Genomic DNA, 20,750 nt, shown 5'->3' on the forward strand with positions numbered 1-20,750 from the left:
CGCAGCCACGGGCAGCCTGTTCGCGCTGGCGCCGCCGCTGCCATTCCTCATCGCGGGCGGGTTGACGGCTCTTGCGGCCGGCGCGGCGGCATGGGAGGGCGCCGCGCGCCGCACGCCATGACGCCAGCCGCACACCCCTTTCACGCATTGAACAGGAGTAGGACATGACCCAGGCAGCGCTTCACGTCGAACCCACTGCCGCCGCGTCCGTCGACCCGGTCTGCGGCATGACCGTGGATCCCGCCCGCGCGGCAGGCCGTGCCGAGCATGCGGGGCGAATCTACCTGTTCTGCTCGGCGCACTGCCTTGGCGAGTTCCAGCGCGATCCGGCGCGATACGCCGGCGTGACCGCAGGCAGTTCGGATTCGGTGCCTGCCACCCCCACACCGCCACTCGGTGCGGACATGCACGCGGCGGGCCGGCCGCTGCAGAGCGTGCTGCGGCGCGCCGAGTCGGGCCAGGCAAAGGACCCGGTGTGCGGCATGGTGGTCGACAAGGCGACGGCGCTGCGCACCGACCGTGCCGGGCGCAGCTACTACTTCTGCAGCGCCGGCTGCCAACGCACCTTCGAGTCGCCGGAAGCCGAACTGAAGTCGATGCGCACGCGCGTCACCATCGCGCTGACCGGCGTGCTGGCGCTGGCGATCATGCGCGCCGGCGCCTTCATCGCACTGGCCACCGGCGCAACGCTGCTGACCTGGGTACCGATTCCCGCGCTGCCCTGGTTCACCTGGGGCGTGTGGCTGTTCCTGCTCGTCACGCCGGTGCAGTTCATCGGTGGCTGGAGCTTCTACGTCGGCGCCTTCAATGCGCTGCGCAACCGCTCCATCAACATGGACCTGCTGATCGCCCTCGGCACTTCGGTCGCCTACTTCTACAGCGTCGCCGTACTGTTCTTCCCGTCGGTGCTGCCGGTGAAGGTGGAGGAACGCGACGTCTATTTCGAGGTCTCGGCGGTGATCATCGCCTTCGTGCTGCTGGGCAAGTACATGGAGGAGATCATCAAGAAGCATTCCTCCGCGGCGGTGCGCAAGCTGCTCGACCTCAAGCCCGCGACCGCCCACGTGCTGCGCGGGGGCGAGGAGGTCGAGATTCCGGCCGAGCAGGTTATGGTGGGCGAGACGCTGGTCGTGCGCCCGGGTGAGCGCATCGCGACCGACGGCGTGGTGCTCGAAGGCTCGTCGGCGGTCGACGAATCGATGCTAACCGGCGAGTCGATGCCGGTCGACAAGCAGCCTGGCGCAGCGGTGATCGGCGGCACGCTGAACCGTACGGGGAGCTTCCGCTTCCAGGCCTCGCGCATCGGCGCCGAGACGGCGCTGGCGCAGATCGTCAAGATGGTCGAGGACGCGCAGACCAGCAGCGCGCCGATCCAGCGCATCGCCGACCAGGTGACACGCTACTTCGTGCCGGCGGTGGTGGGCACGGCGATCCTGTCGTTCGCGCTATGGTGGCTCGCTGGCAACTTCCCGCAGGGCCTGCTCGCCTTCATCGCGGTGCTGATCATCGCCTGCCCCTGTGCGCTCGGCATCGCCACCCCGGCGGCGCTGATGGTGGGCGTGGGGCGTGGCGCGCAGGCCGGCATCCTGATCCGGGGCGGGGAGATCCTCGAAAAGGCCGAGCGGCTCACCACCGTCTCTTCGACAAGACCGGGACGCTGACCCGCGGCGAGCCGGCCCTGACCGATCTGAAGCCCTGTGGGCACTGCGACCACGACGAGGCACTGCGCCTGGCCGCCAGTCTGGAGGCCGGATCCGAGCATCCGCTGGCCGAGGCCATCCTGCGCGGCGCCCGGGAGCGCGGCATCGCGCCCTGCGCGGTGAAGGGGTTCGAGGCGGTACCGGGGCATGGCGTCCGCGGGCAGGTCGACGGGCGCAAGGTGCTGTTCGGCAACCGGCGGCTCATGGAGGGGGCCGGCGTCGACGTCGCGACGGTTGGCCCGGACATGGAGCGCTTCCAGGCGGACGGCAAGACGGCGATGCTGCTCGCCTGCGACGGCGAACTCGCCGCCGTGATCGCGGTTGCCGACACGATCAAGCCCGAGGCGCGCGAGGCCGTGCGCTCGCTGCGCGCCGAAGGCGTCGAGGTGGTGATGCTGACGGGCGACAACGCGCGTACGGCCGCGGCGATCGGCCGCGCGCTGGAGATCGACCGCGTGATCGCCGACGTGCTGCCCTCGGACAAGGCGCGCGTGATAAAGGAACTGCAGCAGGCCGGCAAGGTCGTCGCGATGGTTGGCGACGGCGTCAACGACGCCCCGGCGCTGGCGACCGCGGACATCGGCATCGCGATCGGGTCGGGCTCGGACGTCGCCAAGGAGACCGGCGGCATCATCCTCGTGCGCAGCGACGTGCGCGACGTGGTCACCGGCATCCGGCTGTCGCGGGCTACGATGCGCACGATCAAGCGCAATCTGTTCTGGGCCTTCGTCTACAACACGGTCGGTGTGCCGATCGCGGCCTTCGGGTTGCTCAACCCGATCATTGCCGCCGCGGCGATGGCACTGTCCTCGCTGTCGGTGATCGTCAACTCGGCGCTGCTGAAGCGGGCGCGCCTTCAATGACGACGGAGGTCACGATGAGATTCGTGAAGTGGCCCGAGTTCGCCAACCGCTGGATGTGGTTGTGCCCAGCGGCGGCGGTGCTGCTTGCAGCGTGCGTCCTGTGGTCGTTCGGGTGGTCGTGGTGGAGTGCGCTGTCGGCCGCAGTGCTGCTCGTGTGCCCGGCGCTGATCCTTTGGGGCGCCATTCAGGTGGTACTCGATGAACGGCATTCGCGACGGCGTCCTGGAGCGTAGATCGAAACTCTGGAGGAGCAAGGTTGATGGACCAGAAACAGACGTTCTCGTTGTGGTACGTGCTCGCCGCGCTGGTGGGCATGATCCTCGTGCAGGAGTTCTTCGCGACACGTCACACGCAGACACTCACCTATAGCGAGTTCAAGCAGGCGCTCGTGGCCGGCAAGCTTGATGACGTGGTCATCGCCGACGGCATCGCCACTGGAAAGCTGAAGGCCGAGGGACTCGAGCAGATCCTGCCGAAGGACAAGCTCGAGGCGCTCCAGCGCGCTGGTGGCGAGCACGGCTTCGCGACGGTGCTGGTCAACGACCCGGGGCTCGTGGCCCAGCTAGATGCCGCCAAGGTGCGCTACGGAAGCGTGCGCGAGAGCAAGTGGCTCGGCGCGCTGATTTCCTGGGTCGCGCCGGCGCTGGTGTTCTTCGGCATCTGGTGGTTCCTGATGAAGCGCATGGGCGGTGGCATGGGGCATGGCGGCATGCTGGAGATCGGCAAGAGCAAGGCCAAGGTCTACATGCAGACCGAAACCGGGGTCACCTTCAAGGACGTCGCGGGCATCGACGAGGCGCGCGAGGAACTGATGGAGGTGGTCGAGTTCCTCAAGAACCCGGACCGCTACAAGCGTCTGGGCGGCAAGATCCCCAAGGGGGTGCTGATCGTTGGCGCACCGGGCACGGGCAAGACCCTGCTTGCGAAGGCGGTGGCGGGCGAGGCCGGCGTGCCGTTCCTTTCGCTCAGCGGCTCCGAGTTCGTCGAGATGTTCGTCGGTGTCGGCGCGGCGCGGGTGCGCGACCTGTTCGAGCAGGCCGCGGCCAAGGCGCCCTGCATCGTCTTCATCGACGAGATCGACGCGCTGGGCAAGGCGCGTGGCGTCGGTGGCTTGTCGGGTGGCCACGAGGAACACGAGCAGACGCTGAATCAACTGCTTGCTGAGATGGACGGGTTCGACACGAACCGCGGCGTCATCATCCTGGCCGCCACGAACCGCCCCGAGGTTCTCGATCCCGCGCTCTTGCGGCCAGGGCGCTTCGATCGGCACATCGCGGTGGACCGTCCGGACCTGAACGGGCGGCGCCAAATCCTTCAGGTGCACGTCAAGAACGTCAAGCTGGCGCCGACTGTCGACCTCGCCGCACTCGCGGCGCGCACGCCCGGCTTCGCGGGTGCCGACCTCGCCAACCTGGTCAACGAGGCCACGCTGCGTGCGGCCAAGAGCGGCAAGGACGCGGTCGACATGCAGGACTTCGAGGAGGCGCTGGACCGCATCGTTGCCGGCCTCGAGAAGAAGAACCGGGTCATGAACCCGACCGAGCGCAAGTTCGTCGCCTACCACGAGGCGGGCCATGCGCTGGTGGCCGAGCACCGCAAGAACTCGGACCGGGTGACCAAGGTGTCGATCATCCCGCGGGGCATCGCGGCGCTCGGCTACACCCAGCAATCGCCGACGGAGGACCGCTATCTGATGCGACGCAGCGAACTGCTCGATCGGCTTGACGTGCTTCTCGGCGGCAGGGTTGCGGAGCAGCTGGTATTCGACGATGTGTCGACCGGCGCGGAGAACGACCTGCAGCGTGCCACCGACCTGGCGCGCCACATGGTCACGCACTATGGAATGAGCGACGCACTGGGTTTGGCGACCTACGACGCACGCCCCGCACCCTTGTACTTGAACGGTCCGACGCTGCCCGAGCCGCGGACCTACAGCGAACGCACGGCCGAAGCGATCGATGGCGAGGTGCGCCGACTGCTGGACGAGGCGCGCGAACGCGTTTCTCGGACGCTGAGCACGCATCGGGCGGCGCTGGAGTCGCTGGCCAGCCTCTTGCTGGAAAAGGAGGTTGTTGACCGGGCGATGCTGGACGGGCTGATGGCATCGAGTGCCGCTCCGGCCCAGCTCCGCGTGGCTGCCGTGGCGCAGTCACCGGCGGAAGGTGCGTCGTGAGGGCACGTCGAAGGCTGCTCCGACTGATCGCCGCTGCGGTCCCGCTCGCCGTGTCGGGCGTCCGGGCCCAACCGTCCGAGGGGCGCGAAATCCTCGACAAGGTCGAGAAGCTGCTGTGGGGCAACACCGTGCAGGGCGATTACGAGATGACGATCGCCACGCCGCGCTGGCAGCGCACGCTGGGCCTGCGGCTTTGGATGGACCGGCCCCGGCGGTCTTTCGTTCGCATCGTCTCGCCCGCCAAGGAGGCCGGCATCGGCTCGCTGCGCATCGGCACCGAGATGTGGAACTACCTGCCAACGTGGAGCGCATCGTCAAGATCCCGCCGTCGATGATGTTGCAGCCGTGGATGGGCTCGGACTTCACCAACGACGATCTGGTCAAGGAAAGCAGCATCCTCGAGGATTACACCCACAAGGTGATCGGCACGGTGCCGCTCGATGGTGAGACTGTCGTACAGATCGAGGCGGTGCCGAAGCCCGACTCGGCCGTGGTCTGGGGCCGCATCGTCTACTGGGTGCGGCGCGCCGACACGATGCCGCTCAAGCAGGAGTTCTTCAGCGAGCGCGGCGAGCGCGTGCGCGTGCTGACCTTCTCGGACGTGCGCAAGGTCGGTGGCCGGACCCTGCCGACGCGCTGGGACATGCGGCCCGACGCCAAGCCCGGCAACTCGACCACGGTCGTGCTGAAGGACGCCGTGTTCGACCGGCCGGTGGACGACGAGATCTTCAGCCAGCGCAACCTGCAAAAGCGATGAGCCCCGACCCCAGCGCGACTTTCCGCGCAACCTGGACCCGACGATGAACCACCACCTTCCCTGGGTAGCCGAGCGCGTGCGGCTGTTCCGCGACTCCGATGCCAACTTTGCTCGCTGGGCGCGAGGCTACGGCCCCATTGTGCACAACGATCAGACTCAACTGCGCGTGCACGAGCTCGCGCAGGTGCTCGTTGCCGGCGGCAAGGCGGCCGACACGGCGAGCGTCTACCGCATGCTGTGGGCGGCGGACCGTCTCGCCGCGGCCGGCATGTGGCTGAGCGTGCACATGACCTATGCCGACCGTGTCCATCCCGATGGACGCGAGATGGCGAGCGAGGACTTCAAGCGAACGCCCGAGGGGCACACTGGCGGCTCGCTGAACATCGTGCCGGCCTACGTCGGCTATCTCGCCGCCAACGCACTGACGGGCCTGACGCGCGGCTGGCTGATGGGCCAAGGGCATTGCGTGGCCGGCATCGATTCAGTCAACCTGCTGGTGGGCAACCTGACACCCCGGCACGCGGAGCGCTACGACCGCAGCGAAGACGGGCTGACACGCTTTGCGCGCGACTTCTACAGCTACGCGATCGACGCGGGCGGGCGGCCGGCGTCGCCGCTGGGCAGCCACGTCGGCCCGAACACGGCGGGGGGACTTTCCGAGGGTGGCTATCTCGGTTTCGCCGAGCTGCAGTACGTGCACATGCCGCTGCCCGGCGAACGGCTGGTGGTGTTCCTCAGCGACGGCGCCTTCGAGGAGCAGCGCGGCAGCGACTGGGCGCCGCGCTGGTGGCGCGCCGAGGACTGCGGCTTCGTGGCGCCGTTCATGATCCTCAATGGCCGCCGCATCGAGCAGCGCAGCACGATGCAGCAGCAGGGCGGACAAGAGTGGTTTCGCCAGCACCTGCGCCTGAACGGGTTCGATCCGATGGAGATCGACGGCACGGATCCGGCTGCGTTCGCGTGGGCCGTGCATGCCATGGAAGAGCGGCTCGCCGCCTGTGCGGCAGCCGTGGCGGCCGGGAGCATCCCGTACCCGGTGCCGCTGCACTACACCGTTGCAGAGGCGCCGAAAGGGTTCGGGTTCCCCGGTGCAGGGACCAATGCCGCGCACAACCTGCCGCTGGCCGGAAACCCTCGCGTCGATCCGCTCGCGCGGCAGCAATTCAACGAGGGCGCGCGTGCGCTGTTCGTGCCGGCCGGCGAACTCGACGAGGCGCTGGCCGTGCTGTGCCGCCATCGCGAACAGCAACGTCCCCTCGAGCGCGATCACCCGCTGGCCCATCGGCGGGTCGATGCACCTGCAATGCCGGCCGCGCAGTGGCATGCCATCGGCACCGGCACGGTGTCGCCGATGGGTGCGCTGGACGCCGCCTTTGCCGCCATCGTCCAGGCGAACCCGCAACTGCGGCCGCGGGTCGGCAATCCCGACGAATTGCGCAGCAACCGGATGGGTCAGACGCTCGACCTGCTGAAGCACCGCGTCTTCGCACCGGAGCCGGGCCTCGCGGAGGCGGTGGACGGCGCGGTGATCACCGCTCTCAACGAGGAGGCGGTGGTCAGCGCGGCGCTCGGAAACAAGGGCGGCATCAATCTCGTGGTGTCCTACGAGGCCTTTGCCGTCAAGATGCTCGGCGCGATGCGCCAGGAGATCCTGTTCGCACGGCACCAGGCCGAGGCCGGCAACCCGCCGGGCTGGCTGTCGGTGGTCACGGTTGCGACCTCGCACACCTGGGAGAACGGCAAGAACGAGCAATCGCACCAGGACCCGACGCTGGCCGAGGCGCTGTTGGGCGAGATGTCCGACACCGCGCGCGTGCTGTTCCCGGTCGATGCGAACAGCGCGGTGGCCGCGCTGCGTGCCGCCTACCGCAGCCACGGCGAGTTCTGGACCCTGGTGGTGCCGAAGCGGCCGATGACGGGCCGGCTGAGCGGCGAGCAGGCGCAGCAATTGGTTGAGCAAGGCGCCTGCGTGGTGAAGGCCTGCGAAGCGCCCGATCTGCTGCTGATCGCCATCGGCGCTTACCAGTTGCAGCAGGCGCTGCTGGCGGCCGATCGGCTGGACGCGGCCGGTCGCCGAACGGCGGTGACCTGCGTTGTCGAGCCCGGCCGGTTCCGGCTGCCGCGCGACGAGCGCGAGGGCACCTTCGTCGCGAACGATGCGGTCCTTGAGGCCCTGTTCCCACCCGCGGCCACCGCGCGCGTCATCCTCTCGCACATGCGGCCCGAGCCGACCCTGGGCGTGCTGCGCCGCATCGACACCGGGCCGCGGCGGACGCGTGCGCTGGGTTACATCGCACGGGGCGGCACGCTGGATGTCGCCGGCATGCTGTTCGCGAACCGCTGCACCTGGGCACACGCAGTGGCCGAGGCGGCCGAGGCGCTGGGTATCGATGCGGCGGGCGTGCTCGGCGCCGACGAACTGGCCGCGGTGCGCGGGCAGGGTGATCCACGCACCGTGATGACGGCAGAGTGACGACCATGGCGTTGCCCTCGGCCATCGTCCGCGCCGACAAGGCGACGAAGGTCTACCAGCGCGACAGCATCCCGGTGCCGGCGCTGCACGAGACCAGCCTCGAGATCTTGCAGGGCGACTTCGTCGCCCTGGTCGGTCCCTCCGGTTCCGGCAAGACGACGCTGCTGAACCTCATTGGCGGGCTCGACCGTCCCACCAGCGGCCGCATCTGGGTCGGCGACCAGGAGATCACCTCGCTGGGCCGCAAGGCGCTCGCGGAGGTGCGCCTGCGCCACATCGGTTTCGTGTTCCAGGAATACAACCTCGTGCCGGTGCTCTCCGCGCTTGAGAATGTCGAGTACGTGATGCTGCTGCAGGGCGTCGATGCGCAGCGGCGCCGCGCCGAGGCTTTGCGCCTGCTGCACGCGCTCGGGCTCGAGGGCATGGAGCACCGCCGGCCGAACGAACTGTCGGGCGGCCAGCAGCAGCGTGTCGCGGTGGCCCGGGCGATCGCGGCGCGGCCGGTGATCGTGTTGCCCGACGAGCCGACCGCCAATCTCGACTCGCAGTCGGGTTCGACACTGATGGACCTGATGCGACGACTCAACGAGGAGGAGGGCACGACCTTCGTCTTCTCGACGCACGACCCGATGGTGGTCGAGCGGGCACGCCGCGTGATCCGGCTGCGCGACGGCCGCATCGAGGCCGACGAGCGGAGGCCGGCTTGATGATCTGGACGCTGGCGGCGCGCAACGTGATGCGCAACCGCCGCCGCTCCGTCATCACGGTGCTGTCGATCGCGGTCGGCCTGGCGGCGTTGACCTTCCTGTGGGGGTTCATCGACGGCATGAACCGGCAGATGATCAACAACACCACGCGCTACTTCGCGGCCGACGTACAGGTCCACTTGAAGGGCTACCACGACGACCCCAGCCTGGACCGCGCGATCGAGGCTGGCGCGCGCGTGCTCGAATCGGTGCGTGCGGATCCAGCGGTCGCCGCCGCGGCCGCCCGCCTGGAGACCACCGTGCTGGCCAGCCGTGCCGACCGCTCACGCGGCATCCTGGCCTTCGGTGTCGACCCGGCGCAGGAGGCGGAGGTCACGGACCTGTTCAAGGCCGTGGTCGACGGCCGCGGCTTCAGCGGCGCCGACGACAACGGGGTGCTGATCGGCGAGGGCATGGCCGAGGCGCTGGCCGTGCGGGCCGGTGACGAACTGGTGCTGGTGGGGCAGGCCTACGACGGCTCGGTGGCGAGTGCGAGCGTGCCGGTGCGTGGCGTGTTCCGCACCAAGATCGACGACCTGGATGGCTACGTCGCGGTGATGCCGATGGCGGCGATGCGCGACTTTCTGGCCACGCCCGAGGCCGTCACCGCGGTGGCCGTGCGATTGCGCGATCGCGGCGACTTGGCCGCCGCCGCATCGACGATCGCCGCACGCGTCGGCGGCGACCACGAGGTGGTGGGCTGGCCGGTGTTGCTGCCGATGGTGGCGATCAGCATCCGCTTCCACGAGGTGATGGGCTTCGTGGTGCTGACGATCTTCTTCGTGATGGTCGCCGCCGGCGTGGCCAACCCCGTGCTGATGGCAGTCCTCGAGCGCACCCGCGAGTTCGGCATCATGCTCGCGCTGGGCACCAGCCAGTCGATGCTGTTCCGGCTCGTCGTCGCTGAGGCCGCGCTGCTTGGCGCGGCCGGGCTCCTGCTGGGCAACGCCATCGGCGTCGGCGCCACGGCGACATTCGGCCGCGTCGGCATCGACCTCGGCGCTTTCGAAGCCGGTCTGCGGGCGATGCCGGGGCTGGCCGACGTGATCTACCCGGTCGTGCGTGCCGAGCGCAGTCTGGCGATCTCGCTCCTGGTGTTGCTGATCGCGCTGGCGATGGCGCTGTACCCGGCGTTCCGGGCGGCGACGCTCGAGCCGGTCGCCGCGATTCGTGGCATCGGCGAGAAGGGTCCTGGAGGCCGGCGCGGGGCGCGCCGCGAGACATCCGCGCCGCTGCCGGTCTTCGCACTGATCGCGACGCGCAACCTGCTTCGCAACCGCAAGCGCAGCGCGATCACGGTGTTCGGCGCGGCATTCGCGATCGTGGCCTACGTGTTTCTCTATGGCTTCTTCGACGGTTTCGGCGAGCAGCTTGTCGACAACTCGACGCGCTACGTCACCGGGCACCTCCAGATCGAGCGCGAAGGACTGCGGCGCGACCTCGCGCCGGAACTGGCCTTCGATGCCAGCGCGGCACTCGCCGCCGTGCGTGGCCAGCCCGGCATCGCGGCCGCCGCGCCCCGCGTCCAGGCACAAGCCCTGGTGAGCAGCGCCACGAAGTCGGTGGGCGTCGTGCTGTACGGCATCGACCCAGCGCTCGAACGCGGGATCACGATCCTGCACCGGACCTTCGTCGAAGGCGCGGCGTTGGAAGCCGGTGCCGACCGCGACATCGTGATAGGGCGACGGTTGGCTGAGAAGCTCGGCATCCGGCTGGGCGAGAAGCTGGTGGTGATGGCGCCCGGCGTGGCGGGCGAGCTGGGCACCGCGGCGTTCCGGGTGCGGGGCATCTTCGCCACCGAGAGCAGCGCTTTCGACGGGGCGATGGTCTTCGTCACGTTGCCGGCGTCGCAGCGCATGCTCGGCCTCGGCCAGCGTGTTTCGTCGATCAACCTGCGTCTGGCGGACCGCGTCGAGGTCGATGGCGTTGCGGCGCGGCTGACGCCACTCCTGGACAAGGAGGGCTTGGTGGCGTCGCCCTGGCCGCGCCTGCTGCCGCGGGTGGCGGACATGCTCGGTTTGGTGCGTGCCATCCGCACCGTCATCGTGGCCGTCTTCTTCCTCGTCGTCGCGCTGGCGGTGATGAACACCGTTTTCATGGCGGTGGCCGAGCGCACTCGCGAGTTCGGCGTGATGATGGCGCTCGGAACGCCGCCCGACGCGGTCGTGCGAATGGTGGTCTACGAGACAGTCGTGCTGATGCTCGTCGCGTCGGTCATCGGCTACGCTGTCGGTGCCTCTGTGGTCGCACTGTTTGGCAGCATCGGGCTGGACCTCTCAGGCTTCTATCGCAACTACAGCGCCATCCCGGGGCTGACCGGCATCGTCTATCCGCAGTTCGTCGCCGGCAATCTCGTCGGGCCGGGCATCGGCCTGTTCCTCGCCAGCGTGGCCGTGTCGCTGTACCCTGCCGCCAAGGCGGCGCGGCTGGAGCCGACCGCGGCCATCCGGCACACGTGATGACACGACCACACCGCTGCTTCGGCGGGTGCACATCACTATTGGTGACGGCGCTGGTGCTCAGTGCCGCCTCTTCGCTGGCTCGGGCTCAGCCGCTGCAATTGTCGGGAAGCCTGAAGAGCCTGTTCCTGAGTTCGCGGGCATCGACGGGTGAGGACTACGCGCTCAGTCTGAACCGACTGCGCGTCGAGGCGAAGGGCGACCTCGCGCCGGGACTTGCACTCGACCTGCAATACGACAACGAGTTGCTGCTCGGCAGCTACCTGAACACTGGCGAGTTTCGTGTGGTCAAGGACCGCCCGCCGCCGCAGTACTGGCGGGCCGATGCCAACTACCTTGAGCGTGGCGACGTTTACGGCCGTCATCGCCTCTATCGGGCGGCGCTGACGCTGACGCGCGGTGATGTCGATCTCAAACTCGGCCGCCAGCGCATCGCCTGGGGGACCGGGCGCTTCTGGAGCCCGCTTGACATCCTGAACCCGATCAGCCCGCTGGCGCTCGAGCGGGAGGAGCGCGTCGGCGTTGACGCCGCGTTGCTCGAGGCCAAGCTCGGGCCGCTGTCGCGCGCTTCGCTCGTATTTGCCCCCGCGCCCGATCGCGGCTCGCCCAGCCGTGCCGTGCAGTGGCACGGCAATGCGGCCGGGGTCGACGTGTCGCTGCTCGCCGGCCGGCTTCGAGGCTTGGACATTGTCGGCGCTGACGTCGCCAGCCAGATCGGCGACGCCGGTATCCGCGCCGAAGCGGCGCGGGTGGACCCGGGTGGGGCCCCCGATTCAACCGATGGATGGCGGGCGCGGACTATGCTTCGCAAATGGCCTCACGGTGAGCGCCGAGCTGTTCTACAACGGCGCCGGGTCGCGGGATCGGGCTGGGTACGATTTCGTCGGGTTGCGCTCAGAGCGGGTCACGAACCTGGCGACACGCTACGCGGGGCTGTACGCGTCTTACGAGTTCACACCGCTGCTGAAGTGGATCACCTACGCGGTTCTTAACGTCGACGATCGCAGCCGCGCGGTCGACAGCCGCATCGTGTGGTCCGTCGCGCCGGACGCGGATCTGATCTTCGGCGTGCAGCGCTTTACCGGAGGCGCGGGTAGCGAGTTCGCGACCTCTCCCGACGCGTTCCAGGTGCAGATTCAGTGGTACTTCAGGTGACAGCCCGAGCGAACACCCACCGGGCTCGGGCGGCGCTGCCGACAAAATTTCAGTTGGGGAATCTGACCAACCGTTGACGACGTGCACCGTCAGCGAAGGAAGTCGCGACGCAGTCCCAGAGAGGCGTCGGTCCTCGCGATGGACCGCGCCGCATCCGACTCGATCCCGGTAAGTGCCCGGATCGCGTCGATCGTTTCCGGGATCACGATCGCCTGGTTGAAGACCTGGTAGGTGTAGTACGCCTGGTCGCCGTCCACGGCCAGTACGTCCTCCCACAGCGCCACCTCCCACATATCCGCCCGGGGGCGGCCAAGATCGGCCATCAGTTCGACCGTGCTGTTCAGCGCGACGATGCCGTCCGCCGACCGCACGAACGCGATCCGCGGCGCTGTACGGAATGCGGCAAGCACCTCCTCGCGCGTCGCTGGTCGTGTCAACTCGACCCACCAGGTGTGCAGGTGGCTGGAGTTATGAGCGGCCTTCACGGCGATCGTCACGACGTCGAGGTCGGGTATGACGGTGCGGGCGTCCGGACCCTGATGGCTGGGAATGTTCTTTTCGGGAACCACCGTGTTGACGATACCGTCGGCATGCGCCTCCCACGGATCGGAAGCGCGCCGGATCAACGTGCCTCGCGCACGCCTGAGCAGACCGGCCGCCTTGAGCGCGCCGAGCGTGCGCACGATGGATGTGGTGTTGCAGGACACGACGCGCGTCGATGCGCGACCCAAGGCCGACGCATAGTTCGCCTGCGCGACAAACGAATGTCCGGTCAACGAGTGGGATTCGCCGCCGTGAAAGATGGCCTTGACGCCTGCCGTCTCGTAGACCCCCTTGTTGGCTGCGGCCACCTTCTTGGGCGTGCAGTCGACGACGACATCGGCTTGTGTGAGGAGTTCGGCGATGCCGCCTGCTACAGCGATGCCGGCCGCGCGCATCGGCGCCTCGGCTTGGGGCGTTGCCGCGTACACGGGCAGCCCAGCCCGTGAGGCGACCTGCAGCCGATAGTCGTCCACGATGTCGGCGACGCCGGCAAGTGTCATGTCGTCCTGCAGGCGAACCGCGTCGGCGACGCGCTTGCCGATTACGCCGTAGCCATTGACTGCCACCCTGACTCTGTCCATGTCCACTCTCCTTTGAGGCTGAACTCCCCGGTCAGCGCTGCGCGCTGCCGCCGGCGATGGAAAACGTGAAACGGATGGCGAGCCCATAGCCCGCCAGCGCGAGCAGCGGCATGCCGCCCCATTGCGGGCCGACGGCGTGCTGCATCAACAGGCTCGCGGCGATGTACAGACCGAGCGTCACCAGTGCGAGCGCGATACGGCGGCTGGCGCGGTCGACGCCTTCCTGCAGGCGCGGGTCCGGCACGATCGCGATCTCGAGCAGGCGCTCGCGGGTCAGTGCGCCGTGTAGGTGCTGAGCAACCAGCGTCGGCAGGTCGCTGGCGGCGCTTCCGACCTCGAAGGCCAGGCGCTTCGTGGCCTCCGGCTGGCCTGCTTGCCGCAGCGTGCCGACCGCGGCGTGCTGCGACAAGGTCTCGAAGATCGAGAACGCCGGTGCCAATGCACGGACCGTGCCCTCGAGCAGCAGCATCGTGCGCGTCAGCACAAGCAGGTCCGTGGGCAGGCGTACCGCTTGTGAGCGGCCGGCGGCCACCAGCCGTCCGAGCGCTGCCGGCAGCGACCAGTCGCGCAGCGGCCGCTCGGCGCAGTCCGCCAGCAGCGACTGCACCACCGGCAGGAAGGCGCGGCGCTCGACTTGCGCACCGACCAGCCTAGGTCGAGCCAGGCGTCGACAACCCAGTCGGCGTCCTGCTCGACGAACGCGAGGGCGAAGGCCGTCAGCGCGCGGCGCAGGCGTCGGTCCAGGCGGCCGACGATGCCGAAATCGTGGAAGCAGATTCGCCCGTCGGGCATCACGAACAGGTTGCCTGGATGGGGATCACCATGAAACAAACCGTGCTCGAAAAGCTGCCTCACGTAGCTGTCGACGAGGCGGCGTGCGCAGGCCTCCCGATCCGGCGCCGGTACGGAGTCGATGCGCACGCCACTGCTGAAGCGCTGCACCATCACGGAGGATGTGCACAGGCCGTCGACCACGTCAGGGATGTCGACTTCCGGCGAGCCGCGCCACGCATCGGCGAAACGCCTCACGAAGCGAGCCTCGCGCGCGAGGTCCATCTCGAGCCGCAGGTTGCCGGCGATCTCGTCGACGATCGCCACGAGGCCCCACCGGCGCAGTGCCGGGACAAGGGCCTGCGCAACAGTGGCCACCAGGCGCAGGATGCGCATGTCGGATTCGACGGCCTGGGCGGAGCCTGGCCGGCGGATCTTCACGACCACCTCGGTGCCGTCGGGCAGCGCGGCGCGGTGGATCTGCGCCACCGAGGCCGCGGCCAGCGGCGCCAGGTCGAAGCGCGCGAACAGCTGTGCGCAGGGGCGGCCGAAAGCGGATTCGACGGCCTGCTGCGCCTGCTCCGACGGAAACGGGCCGACATGATCCTGCAGCCTGGCCAGCGCCTGCTGTGCCGACTCGGGCAGCAGGTCAGCGCGCAGGCTCAGGTGCTGGCCAAGCTTGACGAAGGTGGTGCCGAGCCCTTGCAGAAGGGTTGCAAATCGCTCGGCGATGGGGTGGTCATCGCAACGCATGACGCCCCGGTGCCAAGCCCACCACAACACGAAGCCGGCGAACGCCATGCCGATCCACAGGGCGCGACCGACCGGGGAGCGGCGCTGCGACGATTTGGCAGGAGTTGGTGTGGCGGTCGGCATGTCAGGCCATGCGGTTGCGCGGCTGGCCGGCCTGCCAGGCCAGGATGTTGCCGACGGTCTCGTGCAGGATGCGCGCAACCGCCTCGCGGGTGTTGAAGCCGACATGGGGCGTCGCGAGCACGCGCGGGTGGCGCAGCAACGGGTGAGTCGACTGCCAGCCGCGGTCGCAGCCCAGTCCGCCGCAGCCCATCGGCGCCTCGGGCGCGGCGCTGCCTTCGTGCTCGAGCACGTCCAGGCAGGCCGCGGAGACGGTGCCGCGGTCAAGCGCGCGCAGCAGCGCGTCTTCGTCGATCAAGCCGCCGCGCGCGGTGTTCAGCAGCACGACACCGGGTTTGATGCGGGCAAAGGCGTTGTCGTCCAGCAGGTGATGCGTGTCCGGTGTCAGCGGCACATGCAGGCTGAGGATCTCGCTGCGTTCGAGCAGCTCGGACCACCCGACGAAGTCAACGCCCGGCGGGATCGTGGCTTGCGGTCGCGGTCGTGGGTCGAAGCTCAGAACCTTCATTCCGAAACCCTGCGCGATCCGCGCCACGTGGGTTCCGATGCGCCCGAAGCCGACGATCCCCAGCGCCTTGCCTTCCAGTTCGAAGCCGGTCAGCCCCCGGTAGGAGAAGCGGCCCTGGAGCGCTCGGCCGCGTGCCTCGCACACGTGGCGGGCCAGCCCCAGCAGCAGCGCGAAGGTGTGTTCGGCGACCGTGGCAGCCCCGTAGTCGGGCACGTGGACGACCGCGATGCCGCGCTCGCGGCAGGCGTCGAGGTCGATGTGGTCGACGCCGGTGGACCGTGTCGCCACCAACCGCAGCGCCGGCATTCGCTGCAACGACTGGCGCGTCACCGGCGTGCGGACGAACACACACAGCGCCTGGGCCAGCGCCGCGGCGCCGTCATCCGCGTCGAGCTGCGTGTCGGCCAGGAAGCGCGGCCACCATGAGCTCGGGCACAGGGCTTCGAGCGCAGCCTGGTCTTCGGCGGCGATGTCCATGAACAGCACGCGCAGGGCCGCAGGCGAGCCGGCCGCAGTCGGCGCCCCTGGCGGTACGTCCTGTAGGTCGCTCATGCCGTCCCGTCTCCCGCCGAGCGGTTGCCGGGCGCGGCGGGGCTCTTGGCCGCCCGGTACAGGGAGACGATGCCCAGAGGGGTGGGAATCCGACGCGTCTCCTCGACCTGGCGAAACCCTGCGGTCGCAAACAGCACCGGCAGCAGCCCGGCAACGTTGTCGCTCGTGGTGTCGAAGCCGTCGACAAGCTGGACCGCCAGGAACGCGGTCCGACTGAGCAGACCGCCCGCCCGGCCCCAGTCCGCGACGTGCAGTTCGCCGGCCGGACGCAGCACGCGATGCATCTCGCGCGCGGTCAGCAGTTTGTCGCCCCAGGAGAGGTGGTGGAAGAACAGGCTCGACAGCACGCGGTCGAAGCGTTCGTCGGCGTAAGGCAGGGCGTTCGAGCGGCCCAGGCCGAACGCAATGTCGGCCCCGGCAGACCGTGCCTTGCGCGCCGCGACGGCGAGGACGGCGGGGTCGGCATCCAAGCCGGCCACCCGCACGCCCGGTTGGCGCCGCTGGGCTGCGATCGCCAGCGTTCCGGTGCCGCAGCCGACGTCCAGCACCTGATGGGTCGGACCGAGGCACGCCTGATCGAGCAGTGCCCGCTTGAAGGTCCGCTCGCGCGTGGTCAGGGCCACCACGCGGTCGTACAGGGGCGTGAGGACATGAAAGCCGAGCGCCGGCGTGAAGCGCTTCGTCCCCTCCATCAACGTGCCCCCAGTTCCGGGACCGCGCCGGCAACCCGCTTGGCACGGCTCGGATCTGTGAAGTACAGGAACACGATCACGCTGAGCACGCCGGCGAAGAAGCACCACACCGAGATGAACCAGGTGGTGTAGAAGGTCCAGGCCGCCACCGCGGACACGAACGCCGCCACGCCGAAGGCCACCACCCGAACGTGGCTCGAGACCATCAGGCTGGCGCAGGTGCCGACCAGGTACAGCGACATCGCGGCCAGCGCGTAGAAGTGCGGCGATTCGTAGGCGATGTGCTGGCCCCGCACGGTGGCGACGATCGGCAGCGTGAACAGCGTCGCCAGCAGGTACAGACCCACGGCGCTGCCGGCGAACGCGATGGCGATCAGGACCCGCCGCCGCCACGACACGGTCTCCAGCGCCAGCGCGGCCAGCGGCACGTAGATCGGCCACAGCACGTGCGAGAAGAACGAATAGGCGTGCGTCAGTACGGTATTGAGAAGCGGCGCGCGGTCCGGGAAGGTCAGCCAGAGCGCGCCCTCGAGCAGTTGCTGGATGCCGAAGAGGACCGGTATCCAGGCGTACGGCAGTTCGGAGCGCACACGCGCGCGGCGCACGGTGGCTGCGCCGACGATCAGCAACGCGGTGCCGGCGGCGAAGCTGGCCTCGGCGGAGAAGCACATCAGCAGACCTCCTGTAGCAGGTGGAGGGGCGGTCGCGACCGCGGCTTTGCGGGCACCGTCACCGGCGCTCCCCGGAAGCCCCGATGTCGCGCCGCTGCCCCGGGGTGGGCGACAGGGCACGGGCGACGATGATGCGCAGCGCATCGGCGTGCCGCTGACCGCGCCGAAGCGCACGTTCCGGAAAGCGCGAGGCCAGCCAGGCATACACGGAGTACTTGGCGAGCTTGCCGATCCACAGCGCGAACACCACCTCCGCGAGCGGCAGCCGGGAGATCGCGGCGAACATCAACGCCGGCGTGAGCGGCAGCGGCGTGGCGGCGATGACTAGCAGTGCCACGACGCCGTAGGCGGACAACCAGCGCGTTGCGTCGTTCCAGGCGGACGAACGCACGACGTCGGGATAGGCGGCGAAGAGCCGCGCCCAGCCGAGGTGGTGGAACACCAGGTACAGCACGGCCGCGCCCAGTGCCGCGCCCAGGCTGGCGCCCACGGCGATGGCGCTCCAGCGGCGCCGCGCCATCAGCACCGCCGCCACCAGCAAGGTTGCAAAGGGAACCGACATTGACAGCGTCGCGGCGAGCGCCACGGCACCCACCACCGCGGGAAACGCGGGACTGTCGGCCCGCCGCAGCAGCGTTCGCGTCAGACCGGACTCGAGTGCGACGCGCAGCACGGGATGCCTCTCTCACGGCTTGCGCGTGACCGGACGTTGGCCCAGTTCCACCGCCAGAGAGACGGCCTCGCGGCCGCGCAGGACCTTGAACTGCGCCTGGGTACCTGGGCTCAATGCGGCCGTCTCGTTGATGAGCGCGGCCGTGTCGCTGATCTCCTTGCCGTTGATCGAGACGACCGTGTCGCCGGCGCGCAGGCCGGCGCGGTCGGCCGGGCCACCGCGCTGCACGGCGACGAGCGCGGCACCGGCTGCGGCGCCGGTGGTCTCGTGAACGACGTCTCGGGCGCTCACGCCGAGCCAGCCGCGGCTGACGCGGCCGGTGGCGATGATCTGCTCCATCACCTGCCGGGCGAGGCTCACCGGGATCGCGAAGCCGATGCCCTGCGAGCCGCCGCTGCGTGAATAGATGGCGGTGTTGATGCCCACCAGATGGCCGGACGCGTCGACCAGCGCACCGCCTGAATTGCCGGGATTGATGGCCGCGTCGGTCTGGATGAAGTTCTCGAACGTGTTGATGCCGAGTCGGTTGCGGCCGGTGGCGCTCACGATGCCCTGCGTCACCGTCTGGCCCACGCCGAACGGATCGCCGACGGCCAGCACGATGTCACCGATCTGCACCGAGGCGGGATCGGCAAAGGTGATGGGCTGCAGGCCCTTGGCGTCGATGCGCAGCACCGCGAGGTCGGTCTCCGGGTCCGTGCCGACGACCCGCGCCTCGGCCACTTTGCCGCCGGGCAGCATCACGGCGATCTCGTCGGCGCCCTCGACGACGTGGTTGTTGGTCAGGATGAAACCCTGTGCGGCCACGATCACGCCCGAGCCAAGGCTCGACTGGCCCTGCGCGGCTTCCTCCTCGGAGCCGCCATACGGCCGCAGCCAGCCGGGCAGTTGCCGTGGCGGAGCCTTGCGCGTGTAGATGTTGACGACCGAAGCCGAGGCCTTCGCCGCTGCCGCACGGAAGCCGCCCTCCAGGCGTGCCACGACGGCCTTGGCACCCGGTGCGGAGGCCGCCGGGTCGGCATGGGGTGCCTCTCGCAGCGCCACGATGTCCGGGCGCGCAGGTGTGGCGGGCTCGGGCCCGAACGCCCGCCAGGCGATCAGCAGACCCGCGGAGACCGCGATCACCTGCGCGATGAGCAGCCACAGCCGCCAGACCAGGGACGGGCGAGTGTCGTTCACGATGCGATTCCCTCCATCAGTTCTTCCAGTGCGCGCGCCATCGGTTCGACGACGCTGATCTCGTTGGAGGCGTGCGGCACCGTGTCGCAGGTGAGCACGCGGGCCGGCCCGGTGGCCAGCAGTTCTTCGTAAGCCCCCGGCGCGAAAAGCGCATGCACGCCGATGCACAGCGGCGCGGGCAGGCCGACTCGGCGCACGCTGGCGACGGCCTGGATCATGGTGCGTGCGCTGGAGACGATGTCGTCGACCAGCACTGGCTGGCGGTCGGTCCAGGCCGACACGTCCGGCAGGCTGACCTCGACATCGCGGTCGCCGCGGCGGATCTTCTGCAGCACGGTCCAGGGTGCGCCCGCGGCGGCGGCGACTTCCGCGACCCATTGCTCGCTCTCCGAGTCGGGCCCGATCAGCAGCGGGCGGTCGACGTGTGCCGCGACCCAGCCGGCGATCAGCGGCGCCGTGTGCACCACCCGTGTCGGGATGCGGTAGATCTCGCCGAGTGCGTGGTAGCGGTGCAGATGCGGGTCGGCCGTCACCAGCGCATCGAAGGCGGTGGACAGCAGCGCCGCGTAGGAGCGTGACGTAACGGCTTCGCCGGCATGGAAGCGCCGGTCCTGCCGCAGGTAGGCGAGGTACGGGGCCGCCAGCAGCACCTTCGCCGCGCCGAGGTCGCGTGCTGCGTCTGCCGCGAAGAGCAGCGGCAGGGTCTTCTCGTCGGGTCGCGCCAAGCTGCAGGTGAGCACGACGGTCCGGCCCGTCACGTCCGCATCCAGGCGGACCAGTGACTCTCCATCCGGAAAGCGGTGCAGTTCCAGGGCCGCACGCTCGGCCTGTAGCGAGCGAACCAGCCGGTCGGCAAAACCCTCGTCGCCGGGCAGATGGAAGACGATGGCTCTCACGACGCTCCGCGATCTGGAAGATGGGGGGGCGCGCGTCGACGAACTGCTGCGCATAGGCCAGTTCCCCGGGGGCCTGCGCATGCAGCGTGAAGAGCGGCTGTCCTCTCTGCACGACGTCGCCGAGGCGGGCATGGACGTCGACGCCGGCCGCCGGTGCGTTCGGGGCGCCGGCGAGCTTGGCGGCTCTTGCCAGCACGCGGTTGTCGACGGCCGTGATGCGCCCCGCCGAGGGCGCCTCGACGACCCGCCGGTGCGGTGCCAGCGGCACGTCGCGCAGTCCACCTTGGGCCTCGCAGATGTCGGTGAACTTGGCCCACGCGCGTCCATCGGAGAGCACCTCGGTCGCGAGACGCAGTCCCTGGCCTTCTGGCGCCGCGCCGCCGAGTTCCAGGATGTCGCCGGCCAGGCGCAGCGCGCGCTGCTTCAGGTCGTCCGGGGCATCGGCCTGCCGGCGCAGCACGGCCAGCACGTCGCGGGCCTCCAGC

The 20,750-nt window shown here is 69.3% G+C and carries 19 protein-coding genes and 1 pseudogene; 11 read left to right on the top strand and 9 right to left on the bottom strand.

All coding sequences use genetic code 11. The features are described 5' to 3' along the window. Nucleotides 1-164: 164 nt before the first annotated feature. The 10 genes and pseudogenes from x551_RS08390 to x551_RS27910 all read left to right on the top strand — a co-directional run. A pseudogene (locus x551_RS08390) lies at nucleotides 165-2,557 on the top strand (heavy metal translocating P-type ATPase); the annotation flags it as partial. A gap of 20 nt (nucleotides 2,558-2,577) precedes the next feature. Further along, nucleotides 2,578-2,796 (top strand): hypothetical protein, encoded by a 219-nt coding sequence (locus x551_RS25125; protein WP_152543464.1) that lies wholly within the window; start codon nucleotides 2,578-2,580, stop codon nucleotides 2,794-2,796. A 26-nt stretch (nucleotides 2,797-2,822) separates the two neighbouring features. After that, a complete protein-coding gene (ftsH, locus tag x551_RS08395; protein ID WP_036233140.1) occupies nucleotides 2,823-4,736 on the top strand; it encodes an ATP-dependent zinc metalloprotease FtsH in 1,914 nt (637 codons plus the stop codon). Continuing rightward, the gene (locus x551_RS27055; protein ID WP_231497680.1) at nucleotides 4,733-5,071 is read left to right on the top strand and encodes a hypothetical protein; all 339 of its coding nucleotides are present in this window, start codon (nucleotides 4,733-4,735) and stop codon (nucleotides 5,069-5,071) included. The genes ftsH and x551_RS27055 overlap by 4 nt, the downstream gene beginning before the upstream one ends. Further along, nucleotides 5,038-5,493, top strand: coding sequence for an outer membrane lipoprotein-sorting protein (locus x551_RS08400; protein ID WP_253950327.1), 456 nt, complete (start codon nucleotides 5,038-5,040; stop codon nucleotides 5,491-5,493). The genes x551_RS27055 and x551_RS08400 overlap by 34 nt, the downstream gene beginning before the upstream one ends. Before the next feature lie 43 nt (nucleotides 5,494-5,536). Further along, nucleotides 5,537-7,966, top strand: coding sequence for a xylulose 5-phosphate 3-epimerase (locus x551_RS08405; RefSeq protein ID WP_036233138.1), 2,430 nt, complete (start codon nucleotides 5,537-5,539; stop codon nucleotides 7,964-7,966). Between the two features lie 5 nt (nucleotides 7,967-7,971). After that, the gene (locus x551_RS08410) at nucleotides 7,972-8,673 is read left to right on the top strand and encodes an ABC transporter ATP-binding protein (RefSeq protein ID WP_036233152.1); all 702 of its coding nucleotides are present in this window, start codon (nucleotides 7,972-7,974) and stop codon (nucleotides 8,671-8,673) included. Further along, nucleotides 8,673-11,171: an ABC transporter permease gene (locus tag x551_RS08415; RefSeq protein WP_253950328.1), complete on the top strand. Its 2,499-nt coding sequence runs from the start codon at nucleotides 8,673-8,675 to the stop codon at nucleotides 11,169-11,171. Before x551_RS08410 ends, x551_RS08415 begins: the two co-directional genes overlap by 1 nt. A gap of 44 nt (nucleotides 11,172-11,215) precedes the next feature. Further along, nucleotides 11,216-12,163, top strand: a complete 948-nt coding sequence (locus x551_RS25130) for a hypothetical protein (protein WP_152543465.1) — start codon at nucleotides 11,216-11,218, stop codon at nucleotides 12,161-12,163. Nucleotides 12,164-12,200: 37 nt separating this feature from the next. Next, on the top strand, nucleotides 12,201-12,326 hold the full coding sequence (locus tag x551_RS27910; RefSeq protein WP_256363978.1) for a hypothetical protein: 126 nt from the start codon (nucleotides 12,201-12,203) through the stop codon (nucleotides 12,324-12,326). 89 nt (nucleotides 12,327-12,415) lie between these two features. Here the strand turns inward: x551_RS27910 and x551_RS08425 are convergent, their stop codons facing one another. From x551_RS08425 to x551_RS08460, 9 genes are all read right to left on the bottom strand, one after another. Continuing rightward, nucleotides 12,416-13,450, bottom strand: a complete 1,035-nt coding sequence (locus x551_RS08425) for a type II glyceraldehyde-3-phosphate dehydrogenase (RefSeq protein WP_036233134.1) — start codon at nucleotides 13,448-13,450, stop codon at nucleotides 12,416-12,418. Between the two features lie 31 nt (nucleotides 13,451-13,481). Continuing rightward, nucleotides 13,482-13,934 (bottom strand): hypothetical protein, encoded by a 453-nt coding sequence (locus x551_RS27060; RefSeq protein ID WP_231497676.1) that lies wholly within the window; start codon nucleotides 13,932-13,934, stop codon nucleotides 13,482-13,484. Beyond that, nucleotides 13,928-15,022, bottom strand: a complete 1,095-nt coding sequence (locus tag x551_RS08430; RefSeq protein ID WP_231497675.1) for an AarF/ABC1/UbiB kinase family protein — start codon at nucleotides 15,020-15,022, stop codon at nucleotides 13,928-13,930. The genes x551_RS27060 and x551_RS08430 overlap by 7 nt, the downstream gene beginning before the upstream one ends. Nucleotides 15,023-15,098: 76 nt before the next feature. Then, on the bottom strand, nucleotides 15,099-16,154 hold the full coding sequence (locus x551_RS08435; RefSeq protein ID WP_051495762.1) for an NAD(P)-dependent oxidoreductase: 1,056 nt from the start codon (nucleotides 16,152-16,154) through the stop codon (nucleotides 15,099-15,101). Further along, a complete protein-coding gene (locus x551_RS08440; RefSeq protein ID WP_036233132.1) occupies nucleotides 16,151-16,846 on the bottom strand; it encodes a class I SAM-dependent methyltransferase in 696 nt (231 codons plus the stop codon). The genes x551_RS08435 and x551_RS08440 overlap by 4 nt, the downstream gene beginning before the upstream one ends. Next, a complete protein-coding gene (locus tag x551_RS08445; protein ID WP_036233129.1) occupies nucleotides 16,846-17,517 on the bottom strand; it encodes a DUF6629 family protein in 672 nt (223 codons plus the stop codon). Before x551_RS08445 ends, x551_RS08440 begins: the two co-directional genes overlap by 1 nt. A 58-nt stretch (nucleotides 17,518-17,575) precedes the next feature. Continuing rightward, on the bottom strand, nucleotides 17,576-18,190 hold the full coding sequence (locus x551_RS08450; RefSeq protein ID WP_036248151.1) for a VTT domain-containing protein: 615 nt from the start codon (nucleotides 18,188-18,190) through the stop codon (nucleotides 17,576-17,578). A 12-nt stretch (nucleotides 18,191-18,202) separates the two neighbouring features. Next, nucleotides 18,203-19,369, bottom strand: coding sequence for a trypsin-like peptidase domain-containing protein (locus tag x551_RS08455; RefSeq protein WP_036248154.1), 1,167 nt, complete (start codon nucleotides 19,367-19,369; stop codon nucleotides 18,203-18,205). After that, on the bottom strand, nucleotides 19,366-20,265 hold the full coding sequence (locus tag x551_RS08460; protein ID WP_036236438.1) for a ribose-phosphate pyrophosphokinase: 900 nt from the start codon (nucleotides 20,263-20,265) through the stop codon (nucleotides 19,366-19,368). Before x551_RS08460 ends, x551_RS08455 begins: the two co-directional genes overlap by 4 nt. Here x551_RS08460 and x551_RS27065 point away from each other — a divergent pair. Then, nucleotides 20,255-20,750 (top strand): hypothetical protein (locus x551_RS27065; protein WP_253950329.1); only part of this gene is annotated, 496 nt, incomplete at its 3' end. The genes x551_RS08460 and x551_RS27065 overlap by 11 nt on opposite strands.

The sequence above is a fragment of the Methylibium sp. T29 genome, assembly GCF_000576205.1.
Lineage (GTDB): Bacteria > Pseudomonadota > Gammaproteobacteria > Burkholderiales > Burkholderiaceae_C > Methylibium > Methylibium petroleiphilum.